This window comes from Nocardia aurantiaca, from assembly GCF_009708175.1.
GTDB lineage: Bacteria > Actinomycetota > Actinomycetes > Mycobacteriales > Mycobacteriaceae > Nocardia > Nocardia aurantiaca.
The window spans coordinates 104,787-120,860 of the sequence record NZ_WMBB01000014.1 but is presented as its reverse complement, the minus strand read 5'-3'; the positions used below and the strand labels follow the sequence as shown (position 1 = coordinate 120,860).

Genomic DNA, 16,074 nt, shown 5'->3' with positions numbered 1-16,074 from the left:
CCGCGGCGGCCTAGATCGGGGTGGAAAGTCGATGGGGTGGCAAGGTCAGGGCGCGGACGTGGATTCCGCCGGCGCGGGCGCGGGGCGGCGCAGCAGGACGGCCACGGCGGCGGCGACCAGCCCGCAACCCGCCCCCGCCCACCACGCGTAGGTGATGCCACCGGCCAGCGCCCGGGTCTGGGACTCGGCGGCCCCCAGATGCTCGGTGCGCGCGGCGGCGAGGGTGATCATGGCGGCCAGGCCGATCGCGCCGCCGAGCCGGTAGGTCGTCGCGATGAGGCCGGAGGCGACCCCCGCCAGATCCGACTCCACCCCGTGCGCGCCCGCCACGAACGACGCCGCCTGTGCGATGCCCCAGCCCACCGCCCAGATCACGGTGGGGCCCAGCACATCTCGCGCATACGAGCCCTGCGGCGGATGCGCGGCCAGCCAGACCAGACCACCGGCCGCGATGACCAGGCCGCCGCCCAGCGCACCGGCCAGGCCGAGCCGGTCGATGAGGCGGGGCACGGCGGTGGAGACCACGAACAGCGTCACGCTGATCGGCAGGAACACCGCACCCGATTGCAGCGGCGTGTAACCCAGCACTTGCTGCAGGTACAGCGTCACCGTGAAATAGGTGATCTGCCCGATCGCTCCGACCAGCGCGATGACGGTATTGCCCGCCGACACGCTGCGAAACGTGAAGACGCGCAACGGAACCAGCGGATCCCGCACCCGCGCCTCCCATAGGGTGAAGCAGGCCAGCAGGAGCAGGGCCGCCCCGAGCAGGCCGGAGGTGGACCAGGTCGTCCACCCCAGCCGCTCGGTGCTGATCACGGCATAGGCCACCAGCAGCAGTCCGGTGGTGCTCAGCAGCGCGCCGAGCACATCCGGACGGCCGACCGCGGGAATCCGGCGGTCGCCGGTGTACCGCCGCGACAGCAGCAGGATGACCACGGCGATCGGCACGTTGATGAAGAAGTTCCAGCGCCAGGACGCCGTGGTCAGCGCGCCGCCCAGCAGCATGCCGATCCCGCCCGCCAGCCCCGACATGGCGCCCCACCAGCCCAGCGCCCGATGCCGGGCCGGGCCGTCGAACTGCGCGACCAGCAGCGTCATCGCCACCGGTGACATCACCGCCGCGCCGACACCCTGCGCGGCCCGCGCAAGGACCAGCTCCATCGGTCCGCCCGCCAGCCCGCACCACAGCGAAGCCGCCGCGAAAAGCACGGTGCCCGAGCGGAAGACGCGCTGTGCGCCGAGCCGGTCACCGAGCCGCGCGCCCAGCAGCAGCAGACCGCCGAAGGGCAGCGCGTACCCGTTGACCACCCAGCTCAGGGTGACATCGCTGAAACCCAGCTGCTCCCGGATGGAGGGCAGCGCCACATTCACGATCGTGGCGTCCATCGAGATCATGAACTGGGCGCCGATCAGGACCGCCATGACCAGCTGGGCCCGGCGGGCTCCGGTCGGCGCGAGGGTGGCGGTCACGGCGCGTTCGATCCGTCCGGTGCGGCCAGCGCGGCGATCTGCTCGGCGGCCGCACGCAGCGAATCCGCTTCCAGCAGCAGCTTGGCCGGGATGGTGACACCGAAAGCCTGCTGGAGGTGGGACTTCACTTCGAGGGACATGAGCGAGTCCATGCCGATCTCGGTGGCGGTCCTACGTGCGTCGATCTTGGCCGCGGGCCGGCGGGTGACGGCCGCGATCTGGCCGATCAGGCTCTCGAGCACGGCTTCAGGGCTGCTGTCGGGCTGCCGTGATGCCGCAATGGGTGCGATGTCGTTGGGGGCCGTTACCGCCGGGGTGGTGAGGGTCTTCGTGGCGGACCCGGCGTCCGGCGCGCCGACGACGGGGCGGCCGTTCGCCGATTGCCGCACTGGCACCGGCGCAGATGCCGGGGCGGGGGCCGTCGGCACGGTGACCCGGGCCGCCGGAGCGCCCGCTGTGATGGGTGCGGAAGTGAGCGAATTCGGAAGTGCCGCAGTGAGTTCCGTCGGTGCCGTACCGAACGACATGCCGTCCGGGTGGAAGGCCAGACTACCGGACAGCTCCAGCACGGTCCGGCTGGCGGCGTCGCGGATGCGCAGTTCGCCGCGCACCTCGACGGACAGGCCGCCGCCGGCCGCCGCACCCGGCTCGGGCCGGCTCGCGGTCGCAGGCTGCGCGGATAGTTCTGTTGGCGAGGGGATCTCGGGTAGGTGGGTGACGGTAGGACGGACGCGCAGACCGGTCAGCTCGGCCACGATCAACTCCTGATCATCGAAGACGGTGACATCGGCGATCACCGTGGAAGGTGTGGGGGACGAGGTGACCTTGACGTGGGTCCACCCCTGCCGGATCGGCGCCTCGCCGAACCGGGCCAGCTCGAGCTGATCGGCGATCATCCACACCGGCTCGTCGAACAGCGCCAGCACCGGCGCGGCACACGCCTCCAACAGCGCCGGATGAGCTTGTGCCGCTTCGGGATCCGCGACGAGCGCGGTCGGCAGTTCGAAGCGGGCCAGCGCCTCGCCCGGGCCGTGCCACAGCTCGGTCAGCGCCAGGAAGGATGGCCCCCAGGCGGTGCCGCCCTCCTCGGCCCGCGCATAGAACCCGGCTCCGGTGCACTGCCCGTCGAGCCGGGCCCGGATCTCGTCCAGCGGCCGATGCGCCTGCGGCGGAATGGAACCCGTGCGTACCGTCCCGCGGCAGTGCTCGACCACGGGGCCGCCGGGGCTCTCGGGCGCGGTGACGGTGAACCGCCAGACGCCGAACTCCGTGGGCATCAATTCGACTCGCAGCGAACGGATCTCGCCCGGTGTGAGGACCAGCGCGGCGACGAATTCGACATCGGAGAGCGCGACCGGCAGCCCACCCGCTGCCTCCCGGCCGAATTGCCGTACCCGATCCAGGAACACCGTGCCAGGCACCAGCCGCACGCCGTTGACCACATGTTCGAGCAGATACGGCGCGGCCGTGGTGTCGAGGGTGATGTCGCGGCCGAGCACAGTCGAGGTGACCGTCGTGTCCGCCTCGGACAGCCAAAACCGCTCCCGCTGCCACGGATAGTGCGGCAGGGGGACGCACCGGCCGCCGGAGTACAAGCGGGACAGGGACATCGGCGCATTGCGCGCGTAGAGGGTGGCCAGCCCGGCCAGCAGGGTGGCGCGCTCGGGCTGGCCGCGCCGCTGCGAGCCGACGGCCTCGCCCGTCACCCCGAGATCGGCGATGTTCTCGCGAATGGCCTGCACCAGCATGGGATGCGGGCTGATCTCCACGAAGACGGTGGGTCGCTCGGCCGCGGCCGCACGCACCACCGCGCTGAATTGCACCGGCTCCCTGAGATTCCGGGCCCAGTAGGCGGCGTCGAGGTCGATTCCCGCGACGGGTTGGCCGAGCACCGTGGAGTGCACGGGGATCCGTCCGGCCAGCGGTGTGATCGCGCCGAGCGCCTCGACCAGCTCGTCGAGTACCGGATCCATCTGCACGCTGTGCGAGGCCACATCGACCTTCACCATCTGGCAGAACACGTCCCGGGCTTCCAGGGTCGTCTTCAACTCGGCCAGCACCTGCGGATCACCGGACAGCACAGTCGTTTTCGGGCTGTTGCTGACCGCCACCGACACCTTCGTCGACACCTCGGCAATGAGCTCGCGGGCGGAGTCGATGGACAGGCCCACCACCGCCATCGCGCCCTGACCGGCGACGCGGCGCATGAGCGCACTGCGCCGGCAGATGACCGCGGCGGCATCCTCGAGGCTCAGCGCACCGGCGATGTGCGCCGCGGCGGCCTCGCCCATGCTGTGCCCGATCACGAGGTCCGGTTCCACGCCCCAGGCCCGCCAGGTCTCGGCCAGGGCGATCTCCACCGCCCACAGCGTCGGCTGCACCACGTCGATGCCGGTGAGTTCGGCGCCGTCCCGCAGCAACTCCAGCACCGACCATCCGCTCTCGGCCCGGATGGCGGCATCACAGCGCACCATGGCGTGCCGGAAGGCGGGCGAAACCTCCAGCAGCTCACGGCACATGCCCGGCCACTGGGAACCTTGCCCGGGGAAGACGAACGCCACCCGGGGCCGGTCGTGGGCCACGAATTCCGTGTCGCCGTGCAGCACCGCGCGCAGCTGTTCGATGAGCTCGTCGTGGGTCGCCCCGACCACCGCGAGCCGGCGGTCGTGATGGGTGCGGCGGGCGGCGGCCGTATAGGCGATATCGCGGATGTCCTCGTGGCGGCCCGCCCCGCGCGGACCCAGATACGTCAGATGGAAGCGCACCAGATCCCGCAGCGCCTCATGGGATTGGGCCGACAGCGTGAGCAGCTGGGCATCCCCGGTCTCGGCCAGGGCCGCGTCGGCGTGCCGGACCCGGGTTGCGACGGCCGGATCCACCTCGGTCAGCACCACGTGCACATTGGTGCCGGAGACACCGAATCCGCTCACCCCAGCCACGAGGCGCTTGTCATCGTCCAGCGGCGTCGCCATGGACGGCAGCGTCAGCGGTAGCTCCTCCCACGGGATGGCCGGATTGGGCGTGCGCAGGTGCAGATTGCCGGGCACGGTCCGATGCCGCAGGCACAGCACGGCTTTGATCACCCCGATCAAGCCCGCCGCCGCCTCGCTGTGCCCGATATTGGTCTTGTGCGAACCGACCAGCAGCCGCCGGGTGCGGCCCGCGCCGAGCACGGTGCCGATCGCCTTGAGCTCGACCGGATCCCCGGCCTGGGTGCCGGTGCCGTGTGCCTCCACGAAATCCACTGTGGCGGGATCGATTCCGGCGTCGGCGTAGGCATTGCGCAGCATGTCGACCTGACCGGAGACGGCCGGGGCCATGAACAGTCCGCTGCCCATGCCGTCATTGCTGCTGCCCACGCCGCGGATCACCGCGTGAATCGGATCGCCGTCCGCCAGCGCCGCGGGCAGGGGCTTGAGGATGACCGCGGCGATACCTTCGCTGCGGACGAAACCGTCGGCGTCCCGGTCGCCGAATTTGCACCGGCCCTCCGGCGAGAGCATGCCCGCCGAGGAGAACGCAACGCTCTCCCACGGGCTCAGCACCAGGTGCGCCCCGGCGGCGATGGCCATCGAGGACTCACCGCTGCGCAGGCTCTGCACTGCCACGTTCAGTGCCGACAGCGAGGACGCGCACGCGGCGTCGACGGCCAGCGCGGGCCCGTTCAGATCGAAGGCGAACGACAGCCGACCAGCGATAGCCGAGCGCGCGCCGCCGCCCATGACCCCGTAGATGGTGGGCTTCCCGCGATTCTGCAGTTCCCAGTAGTTCGAGCTGTCGGTGCCGACGAACACGCCGGTCCGGCTTCCGGCCAGCTGCTCGCGGGTCAGGCCCGCGTCCTCGATCGCCTCCCAGGCGCACTCCAGCAACAACCGCTGCTGGGGATCCATGGCCTCCGCCTCGCGCGGCGACACGCCGAAGAAGTCGGCGTCGAAGCCGTCGATATTGTCGAGAAAACCGCCCGCGGTGGTGATGATTTTCCCGGCGGCGGGGCCGCCCGGCTGATAGAACTGGTCGATCGGAAATCGCGTGATTGGAATTTCGGTGATCGCATCTATCCCATCCAGCAGCAGCTGCCAGAATTCGTCGATGCCATGTGCCCCCGGTACGTGACACGCCATTCCGATAATTGCGATCATGCGCTCGTCCACCGCGGTGGAATCGAGGCCGGCGTCAACTGGATTTTCCCGTGTATTCAATTCTGCGCCCCTCCCCGGGCAACGGTTATGACAGGGGCCGGGCGGGCGACGCCGGTGACGCCCGCCCGGCCGTGAAACCTCAGTCGACGGCGAGGACGACCTTGCCGCCGGGCAACTCCCGTTGCCGCATGCGCTCGACGACCTTGCCCAGGTCGCCCCAGCCGGATACGTGGCCCGGCGTCGCCACCAGTCGTCCCGCCGCGACCAGCGACACCAGGATCGCCAGGTCGACATCGTCGGGATCGGTTGCGGCGTAAGAGATGTAGTTCTGCAGCCGGGCGCCCTCATGGCCGATGAAGTTGTACACGTCGATCGGCGCCTTCTCGCCGGAGCTGCTGCCCAGCACGACGACGGTGCCGCCTGGGACGAGCTTGGCGAGTGCGCCGGTGAGGGCCGCGCCGCCCACTGACTCCAGCACCAGATCGAAAGGCCCGGTGGCACTATCGACATCGGCCACCACCTCGGCGGCGCCCAGCCCGGTCAACTCCTCGGCGACCTGGTCCGCCTGCGTGGTGACCGCGGTGACGATCGCGCCCGACAGCGCGGCGAGCTGCACCTGGAATCGGCCGACACCGCCGTTCGCGCCGGTGATCAGGACCCTCCGGCCCAGGACATTGCCGCCGATGCGCAGGGTGCGCAGGGCGGTCAGGCCCGCCATGGGCAATGCGGCGGCCTGTTCCATGGTGAGCTCGTCGCTCAGCACGGTCAGGCGCGAGGTGGACACCGCCGCGCGCTCGGACCAGCCGGCCTGCTCGACCATGCCCACCACGCGGCTTCCCGGCTGAGGTCCGGATCCGTCGGCCGCGCTCTCGATCACGACGCCGGCCACATCCTGTCCTGGTCGCCAGCCTTCGGGGCGGATGCCCAGCAGCGCCAATTCGCCACGGTTGACCGAGAACGCACGGACCGCGATCAGCGCCTCGTTCGGCGCGGGGACCGGTTCCCCGACGTCTCCGAAAGAGACCGGCGAATCACCGTTCGGATTATTGATTACAGCTCGCATTCGTTGCCTCTCTTCCGCGCTCAGGTGATCACTTCGAATACTTCCATCGGTCGTCGAAACTGAGAAGGAACGGCTTTTAATCGGGCAATCACGGAAAATTATCGCCCTGTCGATGTGATCGAGATCACCAAACCGATGGGGAATAGCGGGACTCCGACGGCAATTGAGAGACCGGCAGGTATCTTTCTTGAACCTACAAACCAGCCGCTCTCATTCGCCGGTGGTAGGATTTGCCGCGAAACCAGTTGCGCACAAACGGGGGGCGTGTATGGAACTCAGGCATCTCGCGAGCTTTGTCACGGTCGCCGAGGAATTGCACTTCGGGCGTGCCGCCCGGCGACTGCACATTGTTCAGCCGGCCGTCAGTCAACGCATCAAGGCGCTGGAAAACGAATTCGGTCTGCGGCTGTTCGATCGCACCGCGGGCGGGGTGGGCCTCACTGCGGCCGGGCATCGCCTGCTCGAGCAGGCGCGGGTCGTCCTGGGCGCCGCCGACCAGTTCGCCGGCCTCGCCGAGGACCTCGCCCGTCGCGAGAACATGCAGGCGCAATTGCGTATCGGCACCGCCGACGGGATGACCACTCGGCTCGAGCACATTCTGGCCGCGCTGCACGACCAAGCGCCGACGACCCAGATCGTGCTGGAGAGCCTGCCCGCCTCCGAGCGGCTGGCGCGGGTAGCCGACGGGCAGCTCGACGCCGCGTTCATCCGGATGCTGCGACCGATTTCCGGGCTGCGGGCCATACCGCTGTGGTCGGATCGCCTGGTCGCGGCGCTGCCGGCTGAGCATCCCCTGGCCGGTGAGTCGACGCTGCCCTTCCGGCGGCTCTCGGCGATTCCACTGCGGCTGTCCAAGCGCGAATCCAATCGCACCTTCGTGGACACGGTGTTGCGGGCGTGCGGCTCGGCGGGGTTCACCCCGCAGATCGGGGGCGCGTTCACCACCGTGCAGAACACGTTGGCGCTGTTGGGATCCGGACAGCCGTCGTGGACGGTGCTCTACGAGGAGGCCGCCACCGCCCTGCCCACCCGGCGCGTCGCCTTCCGCCGGCTCACCGATCCGGAAGTAGTGGTGCAGACGTCGCTGGTCGTGCGCGAGTTGTCGCCCGCCGTGCGGCAACTCGTCGACACCTGCCGTGTCGATGTTCCCAAGGATCGAGATTATTCCGAAGTCCCGTTGGTGCGAGCGGTGGCAGGCTGATCGCCTGGTGGCCGCGGCCACATCATTCGCATGGAATTAATCTATTCATCACATTGAATTGGTGCTCTGTCTGGGAGCGGTTCAGCAAGAATCGTCCAGTTATCAATATGTGAAATGCGTTTCGAGCTTTGATTGGCATGGAAACTGGAACCGGTCGGATGACGCGCGGAGTTCGGGGCGTTTCTGCGCGACTGCATTCGCACGGCCCGCGCTGAGCTCGACCGGATACTCCTTGCGCGGCGCCGCCTTCGATCGTGGGGGAGGGGCCAGGCATCCGTTGGCACCGCAGGTGGGTAGCAAGGGATGTCGGTGTGGAGGGGCGTCGGGTTGAGTGAGCGGCCGGCGTTTCTCATCACTGAGTCGGGTAGGCGATCCGCAACCTGATCCACGACCTAACAAATAATACCTATACGGAAATATGCGCATCTAAACATGTGTCTTCGATCGTCCGAAAAGGTCCTGAACCAGCCCCATCACCTCGAAACCTGCCAAGAGGCGAAGGGGCCAGGGCTCGTCGGGGTGAGCCGGTTCACCAGTTGGAGGGCTCGTAGTCCTTGAGGAAGCAGCCGAAGAGGTCGTCGCCGGCTTCGCCGCGGACGATCGGGTCGTACACCCGGGCCGCGCCGTCGACCAGGTCGAGGGGTGCGTGGAAGCCTTCCTCGGCCAAGCGGACCTTGGTGTAGTGCGGGCGCTCGTCGGTGATCCATCCGGTATCGACGGCGGTCATGAGGATCTGGTCGGCTTCGAACATCTCGCGGGAGCTGGTGCGGGTCAGCATGTTCAGCGCGGCCTTGGCCATATTGGTGTGCGGATGGCCCGCGCCCTTGTAGCCGCGTGCGAAGACGCCTTCCATGGCCGAGACGTTCACGACGTACTTGCGCCGGGCCGGTGCGGCGGCCATGGCGGGGCGCAGGCGCGAGATGAGGATGAATGGCGCGACGGAGTTGCACAGCTGCACTTCGAGGAGTTCGGTGGGGTCGACTTCGCCGACTGTCTGCACCCAGCTGTTGGTGTGCGCCAGATCGGGCACCAGGCCGCCCGCGTCGATGGCGATGCCCTGCGAAATGCGTTCGGGCGTGGCCGATCCCGCGATCAGGGCGAGGTCGGCGATATCGGTGGCGGTTAGACCTGGGGTGAGGGAGGCGGTGAGCGCGGTCGGGTGTGCCTGCATGGTCTTGCCGAAGCTGATCACGTCCGGCAGTTCGCCGGCGGGCAGCGGCCCGTTCTCGGCTTCGACGAGGGCGCTGTAGGCGCCGGCGGTTCGGCGGACGGTCTGGGCGGCGTTGTTGATGAGAATGTCGAGCGGACCTTGTGCGGCAACGTCGTCCGCGAGTGCCACCACCTGTGCCGGGTCGCGGAGGTCGATGCCGACGATCCGCAGCCGGTGGAGCCAGTCGGGGCTGTCGGGCTGGGCGGCGAAGCGGCGGATGGCGTCATTGGGAAAGCGGGTGGTGATGGTGGTGTGCGCGCCGTCGCGTAGGAGTCGCAGCGCGATGTACATGCCGATCTTGGCGCGTCCTCCGGTGAGCAGGGCGCGCTTGCCGGTGAGGTCGGTGCGGGCGTCGCGCTTGGCGTGGCTCTTGGCGGCGCAGTCGGGGCAGAGCTGGTGATAGAACGCGTCCACGCGGGTATAGCGCTGTTTGCATATGTAGCAGGGCCGCGGTCGCAGCAGTGTGCCCGCACTGGCGCCGGTGGCGGTGGAGCTGATCGGGATTCCGGCGGTTTCGTCGTCGATCCGGTGGGGTGAGCCGGTGGCGGTAGCGGCCACGACTTCTTTGTCGGCGACGGAGATGGCGTCGCGGGCGGCGAGGCGCTTGTTCTGCTTGAACTTCTTGAACATGTGGCCGACGGCCCGCTGCACGGTGACGGAGTCGGGGTGTTCCTTGTCGAGCTGTCCTGCCTGTTCGAGCACGCGCAGGCAGATGGCCAGCTCGTCGGGGTCGATGGCCGGTGCGTCGGTCGGTGGTGCCGGTGTGGTCTGCTCGGCCATCGGAAGCTGTGGTGATCCTTCGTGCGCGGGGTGGTGGACGAGCCATTCTCTCAAAGGGCTGGATAGCGAAGACGCCCGGCCGTTGCGGGGCCGGGCGTTCGGGACCGTGCGGCTGTCAGTTCGTGGCTGCCGGGACGGTATCGAGTTCGCCGGCGTCGTCGTCGCGTCCGAGTTCGCGGGCGCGTTCGGTGAGGAGGGTGCGCAGGCGGGCGGGGATTTCGTCGCGGACCTGAATGAGGGCCTGCCACACCGGTTCCGGAGTCTCGGGGGTGAGGGCGGAGAGGAATTCCTCGATGTCGTCCATATTGTCGATGATTTCGAGGACGCGGATGCGGCCCTGCTGGTCCTGGGCGAGGGTGATGTCGACGAGTGCGTGGATGTTGTCGCTGCGGGAGGCGGTGAGGACGGCCACGAGGACTTGTTCGCGGGTGAGGCCACCGATGAGGGAGGCCAGGGTGGGTTTAGTGGTCTCGGGCAGGGCGTCGACCAGCGGCAGGGCCTGGGACCAGAGGTCATTGTCGGCGGTGGCGGTGATGACGGCGGTGAGGACTTCGGGGTCGGTCATGACGGGCAGTCCGGCCATGCGGCGGCGGTGGTCGTCGGTGAGGGCGAGGGCGACGGGAATCATGGCCGCCCATAGGTCGGCGGTGTGGGCGTCGCGGATGAGGTCGCCGAGTTGGTCGTCGCTCTGTTCGCCGACACGGGCGGCGATGAAGGCTAGCTGGGGCGCGGGCAAGTGGGAGGCCAGCGGCAGGAGGTTGATCCATTGGCCACCGTCGAGGGCGGCGTCCATGATCGCGGCGAGGACCTCGTCGGTGTGGACCGTGGGTCGTTCGGCGAACAGGCGCAGGCTGTTGTGGCTCATGGCGCTGGTGATGGGGAGCAGGGTGGACCAGGCGTCCAGTTCGGTGGCGGCGGTGATGAGGCCGTCGAGGACGTCGCCGCCGAGTCCCGCGGTGATGTCGCCGATCCAGGGGCGGTTGTGGGGTGAGATGGAGTCGAGCAGGTCGATGCCTTCGGCCCACATGCTCTGGTCGTAGGCGGAGCGGATGATGCCGGGGACGCGGTCGGCGAGGACGTGCAGGACGTCGTCGATGGCGTTCTTGTCTTCGAGGAGGAAGCCGATGCGCAGCAGGTCGGGATCGCTCATGACCGGGGCGGTGGCGCGCAGGGTGGGTTCGGGGACGACGTGGACGAAGCGCCCCATGGTGATGTGGTCGCCTCGGGAAAGTAGTTCGCGCGCAACGTCGGTGACCATTCTGGGCGGCACGGCGGCGATGACGGCGGCGGTGCGGCGGGGGTCGAGTTGGACGGCGCACTCGGCGAGGAATTTCGAGGGCAGTGATTTGGCGATGTCGACGGCGCGCTGGGGTTCGACGGCGCTGGCGATGGCGGCGCAGAGGATGGGTCCGAAGGCGCGTTCGGCGATTTTGGCGCTGATGCCGACGGGGACGATCTTGCTGGCGGTGGCGATGCCCTCGAGGCGTTTGGTGTCCCGGTCGAAGAGCCTGTCGGTGACGCGTTCGCGGTATTCGCGGATGGCGGCCGGTGGCAGGTCGGCGAGGAAGTCGAGTTCGGTGGCGTCGGAGATGCCGAGCAGGCGTGCGAGTTTGGTGATCTCGGCGACGGCGACGAGGTGTTCGCTCATAGTCCGAGCGCCTTCTTGATGGCCGGGCGCATGAGGCGCGGGACGATGTCGAGGGAGGAGCCGATGGCGGCGTCGAGGGCTTCGCGGCGGCGGGCCATGCCGGCTTTCAGGTGGCGGTCGAGTTCGGCCAGGTCGGTGTCGGTGAGCTGGTCGAAGGCTGCGGGCAGGGGTGCTCGCAGGGTGTCGCTGAGTTGGCGTGCTGCGTCTGACATCGGCGTCTTTCCGGTTGTTCATACTGCCAGTACGGAAATCGATACTGGTAGTACGTTCTGTCTGAAATCAATCCGCGTCGGGTGACCTAGGCTGTGGCTTGTCTCACGTGAACTGCCGGTACTTTAGTGCTTCTTCGGAGTGCGGTCGCGGGACTCGTGCGTACCGGTGGTACGTGTATGCTTCGCCCGTGGTTCGTAGCAGTGCCCGATCGCGGGTGGTGACCCGTGAGGACATCGTGGATGCGGCGATCCGCGTAATCGATCGGGCGGGTCCGCGTCCGAGCATGGATGACATCGCGCGGGAGGCGCAGATCACCAAGCCGCGGCTGTACCGGCAGTTCGCGGACAAGGGGGATTTGTTCACCGAGATCGCGGCGCGCATGTCGCGGCGGGCGTTTTCGGCCGCGGGCGCGGACATGACGTTGATGCTGCAGCCGCCGCGGGTGGCGTTGCGGCGCGTCTTCACCGAGTACGCGCACGGAATTCTGGAGCACCCCAATGTTTTCCGGTATCTGGGGCAGGCGCCGGTGTTGCGGCAGTCGGGGGCCGGTGTGCTGCAACTGGATCTGGGTCGGGAGGCGGCGCGGCGGCTGGAGAAGCTGGCGCGGTCGGTGGCCCAGGCCGTGCCCCTCGATACGGCGGGGGTGGATTATCTGTCGCGGGCGCTGGTCGGGGCGGTGGTGTCGATCACTGATCTGTGGCTGTCGGATTCGGATGCGCCGACCGGTGAGCAGACCGCGGAGTTCATCGATCAGGCGACGGAATTGGTGTGGGGCCTCATCGATGGTTTCCTGCGGCGTCAGGGGGTCGAGGTGGATGCGGACACTCCGATCTTCGCGACCTTCGCCGAGGTGAATCAGTCCCGGTCGGGTGATTGTTGACGCATTGTTGACACACCGCCAATAGCCGTGCACCCTGATGGGCGAGGCGCTGACGCGCACCCATTTCAGGCAAGCGAGGAACGGACGATGGCACGCCCCGCATGGAGCGACGACGAGGTCGAGGCGGTACGAGAATTGGCGACCACCTTCTTCGAGAAGGAGGTGATTCCACATGAGGAGAAGTTCATCGCCCAGGGCCACCCGGATCGCGCCCTCTACAACCGCGCCGGTGAACTGGGCCTGCTGTGCGCGGCCATTCCCAGCGAATATGGCGGTGGCGGTGGCACTTTCGCCCACGAGGCGGCCATCATCGAGGCGCAGGCGCACTGCGGCGACGGCTCACTGGGCATGCCGGTGCACTCCTCGATCATCGCGCCGTACCTTCACGAGTTCGGCTCCGAGGAACTCAAGCGGCGGGTGCTGCCCAAGGCGGCCAGCGGTGAGATGGTGCTGTCCATCGGCATGACCGAGCCCGGCACCGGTTCGGATCTGCAGAACATCAAGACCCGCGCGGTGCGCGAGGGCGACGAGTACGTCATCACCGGCTCGAAGATCTTCATCTCGAACGGCTGGCTGTGCGACGGCATCATCATCGCCTGCAAGACCGACCCGACCCAGGGGGCGGCCGGCGTCTCGCTGATCTTCGCCGAAGTGGGCGACGACACTCCGGGTTTCACGCGCGGGCGCATCCTGAACAAGATCGGTGGCAAGGCGCAGGACACCGCGGAGCTGTTCTTCGACGGCCTGCGGGTGCCGGTGTCGAACCTGCTGGGCCCGGCCGAGGGCCAGGGCTTCTATCAGATGATGCAGATGCTGGCCCAGGAACGCCTGGTCACCGCGATCATGGCGGTGGCGATGACGGAGAAGGCGGTCGAGCTGACCGTCGACTACACCAAGGGTCGCGAGGCGTTCGGAAAGCCGCTGTTCGCCATGCAGAACACCCGTTTCGAGCTGGCGGAGTGCGCGACCATCGCCAAGGTCGGGCGGGTTTTTCTGGATGACTGCATCTCGAAACATCTGCGCGGTGAGCTGGATATCCCCACCGCGGCCATGTCGAAATACTGGTTGACTGACCAACTCGGTAATGTGGTGGATCGCTGTCTGCAGTTCTTCGGAGGCTATGGATACATGACCGAATACCCGATCTCCCAGCTGTACACCGGCGCTCGGGTCCTGCGGATCCTCGCGGGAGCCAACGAGGTAATGAAGGATCTCATTGCCCGCTCACTCTGATACCCCGGCGCCGCCAAGGCCCGGCGGTAACTCTGATACCCCGGCGCCGCCAAGGCCCGGCGGTAACTCTGATACCCCCGCGCCGCCAAGGCCCGGCGGTAACTCTGATACCCCCGCGCCGCCAAGGCCCGGCGGTAACTCTGACACCGACGCCGCCATCGTCGAGCCGACCGCGTCCGATGACCACGTGGACGCGCCGTCGCGTCGCCGCCGGCTCGAACCCGACGAACGTCGCGCGCAGATCCTGTCCTGTGCGATCGACATGTTCGGAGAACGCCCGTATGCGGCGGTGTCCACCGCCGAACTGGCCCAGCGGGCCGGGGTGGCGCGCGGGCTGATCAACCATTACTTCGGCAACAAGCGGGATTTGTATCTCGCGGTGGTGCGGCGCATGGTGACGCTGCCGCGGCCGGAGAAGATGGTGGTGCCCGCCGGGTCGACCCGGGAGCGGGTGGATGCCAGCGTCTCATGGCTGCTGGACACCATCAGTGAGCACGGCAGCACCTGGGTCAAGGTGACCGGGCACGAAGGAGTCGGCGACGACCCGGAGGTGCAGCGCATCCTCGACGAGGCCGACTATGCCGCGGCCGACCGCATGGTCCAGATGATGGGGTTGAGCGAATCGCTGCACAGTGCCGAATTGCGGGCGCTCGTGCGCTGTTACGGCGGGCTGGTGAAGGCGGCCGGACGCGAGTGGATCGTGCGCGGCAGCCTGACCCGCGAGCAGGTTCACCACCTGCTCGCGGACGCGCTGCTCACCCTGGTCGGCGAAACCTTCCCCAAGGTCGACGCCGGGCGCTGAGTTCGGAGCGGGTCATCGTGTTCGGACGGCGGCGAGTTCCTCGACCCGCCAGGTCATCCCGGTGGTGGCCAGGTGGTCGAGGAAGCTCGCCGCGTCGAATGCCTGTGCCGGGGCGAGGGTTCCGGCCGGTGCACCCACGGCGACCAGGCGGCGCGCGGCCTCTACGGCGATGACCGTGGTGGAACCGTAGGCGTTGAACCCGGTTACCCAGCCACGGGCCCGGCGATCGTCGACGCCGGTGACTTCGGCGAGCATGAACCAGCGGGAAGCGTCGAGCACGGCCGCGTCGGGAATCGCCGGAAGGGTCTCGGCGACTTCGGAATTGAGGGCCGCGAACAGGTCCCCGACCTCACTGCGGATCACCCCGCGCACGCGCGGGGTCTCGACATGGCGGGGGATGGTGTAGACACCCGGCAGCGCGATGGGGCTCATGGGCACCGGTTCGGCCTCGCCCGGTTCGAGCATGGTGGAGGCCGGCTCCCGCACCGATTGCCAGCTGCCGTCACGGTATTCGATCTGCTCGTCGACCATGATGGCCGCCATCGAGCGTGCGGTGCCGCGGGAATGCGGATGGGCACCCCGCACTCCAATCGGACCGTCAAGCGCGCGCCCTGGCGCTCGCACTTCCCGGCGCAGGGCAACAGCGCGGGATTTCATGTGGTGCTGCAGGGTTCGTGCTGGTTGCTGCCCGATGGCGGGGAACCGGTGCACCTGCAGGTCGGGGACGTGGCGTTCATGCCGCGTAGCCGTGGCCATGCCATCGCCGACAGCCCCGGCGGTGGGCCTGGGAGCGAGACCGGTCCAGAGACCGTATTACGGTGTGGCGCTTACTATCTCGATTATTCCCGCGCGCACCCGGCGCTGGCGGAACTGCCCGATGTGATCCATCTGCCCGCACGCGTCGGCCACTACAGCCCGCTGCGCAGCGCCATCGATCTGCTCGGCCACGAACTCGACACCCAGGACGGGTCCGGTGCCGTCGCCCCACTGCTCGAGGTGCTGCTGCTGTTCATGCTGCGGACCTGGCACGAAGCCCACCCCAGCGACACCGGATGGGTTGCGGCGCTGCGAGATCCGGCCGTGCACACCGCCCTGCAGGCCATTCACGCCGAACCGGCGGCGCCGTGGACGGTGCAATCCCTCGCGGCCCGCGCCGGGTTGTCGAGGTCGGTGTTCGCGCAGCGGTTCACCGCCACTCTGGGCACCGGCCCGTTGACCTATCTCACCTGGTGGCGCATGACCTGCGCCGCAAGGCTGCTCCGCGACACCGACGTGCTGCTGCGGGTGGTCGCGGAGAAGTCCGGTTACACCTCCGAATACGCGTTCGCCAAGGCGTTCAAACGCGAATTCGGGGTGGCGCCCGGGCGATTCCGCGCTCAGGGACGGCCCGAAGCCGCCTAGTGAGCGGCACCGGCCGCCGCGCAGTTCGCCC

The 16,074-nt window shown here is 68.3% G+C and carries 12 protein-coding genes; 5 read left to right on the top strand and 7 right to left on the bottom strand.

Annotated features, from left to right (window positions below):
• Positions 1-45: 45 nt before the first annotated feature.
• The 3 genes from GLP40_RS26965 to GLP40_RS26955 all read right to left on the bottom strand — a co-directional run bounded on the left by GLP40_RS26965 (position 46) and on the right by GLP40_RS26955 (position 6,675).
• Positions 46-1,473: an MFS transporter gene (locus GLP40_RS26965; protein WP_154790813.1), complete on the bottom strand. Its 1,428-nt coding sequence runs from the start codon at positions 1,471-1,473 to the stop codon at positions 46-48.
• Positions 1,470-5,612: a type I polyketide synthase gene (locus GLP40_RS26960; RefSeq protein ID WP_154790812.1), complete on the bottom strand. Its 4,143-nt coding sequence runs from the start codon at positions 5,610-5,612 to the stop codon at positions 1,470-1,472. Before GLP40_RS26960 ends, GLP40_RS26965 begins: the two co-directional genes overlap by 4 nt.
• A gap of 139 nt (positions 5,613-5,751) precedes the next feature.
• Positions 5,752-6,675, bottom strand: coding sequence for a zinc-binding dehydrogenase (locus GLP40_RS26955; protein ID WP_154790811.1), 924 nt, complete (start codon positions 6,673-6,675; stop codon positions 5,752-5,754).
• 268 nt (positions 6,676-6,943) lie between these two features.
• On the opposite strand from GLP40_RS26955, the gene GLP40_RS26950 reads away from it, so the two are divergent.
• Positions 6,944-7,876 (top strand): LysR family transcriptional regulator, encoded by a 933-nt coding sequence (locus GLP40_RS26950; protein ID WP_154790810.1) that lies wholly within the window; start codon positions 6,944-6,946, stop codon positions 7,874-7,876.
• A gap of 529 nt (positions 7,877-8,405) precedes the next feature.
• Here the strand turns inward: GLP40_RS26950 and GLP40_RS26945 are convergent.
• The 3 genes from GLP40_RS26945 to GLP40_RS26935 all read right to left on the bottom strand — a co-directional run bounded on the left by GLP40_RS26945 (position 8,406) and on the right by GLP40_RS26935 (position 11,726).
• A complete protein-coding gene (locus tag GLP40_RS26945) occupies positions 8,406-9,866 on the bottom strand; it encodes an SDR family NAD(P)-dependent oxidoreductase (RefSeq protein ID WP_154790809.1) in 1,461 nt (486 codons plus the stop codon).
• Positions 9,867-9,981: 115 nt separating this feature from the next.
• On the bottom strand, positions 9,982-11,514 hold the full coding sequence (locus tag GLP40_RS26940; protein ID WP_154790808.1) for a hypothetical protein: 1,533 nt from the start codon (positions 11,512-11,514) through the stop codon (positions 9,982-9,984).
• Complete coding sequence (locus tag GLP40_RS26935) at positions 11,511-11,726, bottom strand: hypothetical protein (protein WP_154790807.1); 216 nt, start codon at positions 11,724-11,726, stop codon at positions 11,511-11,513. Before GLP40_RS26935 ends, GLP40_RS26940 begins: the two co-directional genes overlap by 4 nt.
• A gap of 188 nt (positions 11,727-11,914) precedes the next feature.
• Between GLP40_RS26935 and GLP40_RS34605 the strand changes: the two genes are divergently transcribed.
• From GLP40_RS34605 to GLP40_RS26920, 3 genes are all read left to right on the top strand, one after another.
• The gene (locus GLP40_RS34605; RefSeq protein ID WP_328290709.1) at positions 11,915-12,607 is read left to right on the top strand and encodes a TetR/AcrR family transcriptional regulator; all 693 of its coding nucleotides are present in this window, start codon (positions 11,915-11,917) and stop codon (positions 12,605-12,607) included.
• Between the two features lie 87 nt (positions 12,608-12,694).
• Positions 12,695-13,840 carry an acyl-CoA dehydrogenase family protein gene (locus GLP40_RS26925; RefSeq protein WP_154790805.1) on the top strand — a complete coding sequence of 382 codons (1,146 nt, stop codon included), beginning with the start codon at positions 12,695-12,697 and terminating at the stop codon, positions 13,838-13,840.
• Between the two features lie 187 nt (positions 13,841-14,027).
• The gene (locus GLP40_RS26920) at positions 14,028-14,642 is read left to right on the top strand and encodes a TetR/AcrR family transcriptional regulator (RefSeq protein WP_328290708.1); all 615 of its coding nucleotides are present in this window, start codon (positions 14,028-14,030) and stop codon (positions 14,640-14,642) included.
• Between the two features lie 12 nt (positions 14,643-14,654).
• On the opposite strand, the gene GLP40_RS26915 is transcribed toward GLP40_RS26920, so the two are convergent.
• Positions 14,655-15,185, bottom strand: a complete 531-nt coding sequence (locus GLP40_RS26915) for a saccharopine dehydrogenase family protein (protein WP_154790804.1) — start codon at positions 15,183-15,185, stop codon at positions 14,655-14,657.
• Between the two features lie 27 nt (positions 15,186-15,212).
• Between GLP40_RS26915 and GLP40_RS26910 the strand changes: the two genes are divergently transcribed.
• Positions 15,213-16,043 (top strand): AraC family transcriptional regulator, encoded by an 831-nt coding sequence (locus tag GLP40_RS26910; protein ID WP_230329981.1) that lies wholly within the window; start codon positions 15,213-15,215, stop codon positions 16,041-16,043.
• Positions 16,044-16,074 lie beyond the last annotated feature (31 nt).

What these genes read in the sequence shown, in the direction of transcription:
- GLP40_RS26960 (WP_154790812.1), bottom strand. Translation starts at nt 5,612, where the DNA reads ATGATCGCAATTATCGGAATGGCGTGTCACGTACCGGGGGCACATGGC.
- GLP40_RS26955 (WP_154790811.1), bottom strand. Translation starts at nt 6,675, where the DNA reads ATGCGAGCTGTAATCAATAATCCGAACGGTGATTCGCCGGTCTCTTTC.
- GLP40_RS26950 (WP_154790810.1), top strand. Translation starts at nt 6,944, where the DNA reads ATGGAACTCAGGCATCTCGCGAGCTTTGTCACGGTCGCCGAGGAATTG.
- GLP40_RS26945 (WP_154790809.1), bottom strand. Translation starts at nt 9,866, where the DNA reads ATGGCCGAGCAGACCACACCGGCACCACCGACCGACGCACCGGCCATC.
- GLP40_RS26940 (WP_154790808.1), bottom strand. Translation starts at nt 11,514, where the DNA reads ATGAGCGAACACCTCGTCGCCGTCGCCGAGATCACCAAACTCGCACGC.
- GLP40_RS26935 (WP_154790807.1), bottom strand. Translation starts at nt 11,726, where the DNA reads ATGTCAGACGCAGCACGCCAACTCAGCGACACCCTGCGAGCACCCCTG.
- GLP40_RS26925 (WP_154790805.1), top strand. Translation starts at nt 12,695, where the DNA reads ATGGCACGCCCCGCATGGAGCGACGACGAGGTCGAGGCGGTACGAGAA.
- GLP40_RS26915 (WP_154790804.1), bottom strand. Translation starts at nt 15,185, where the DNA reads ATGGCGGCCATCATGGTCGACGAGCAGATCGAATACCGTGACGGCAGC.
- GLP40_RS26910 (WP_230329981.1), top strand. Translation starts at nt 15,213, where the DNA reads ATGGGCACCCCGCACTCCAATCGGACCGTCAAGCGCGCGCCCTGGCGC.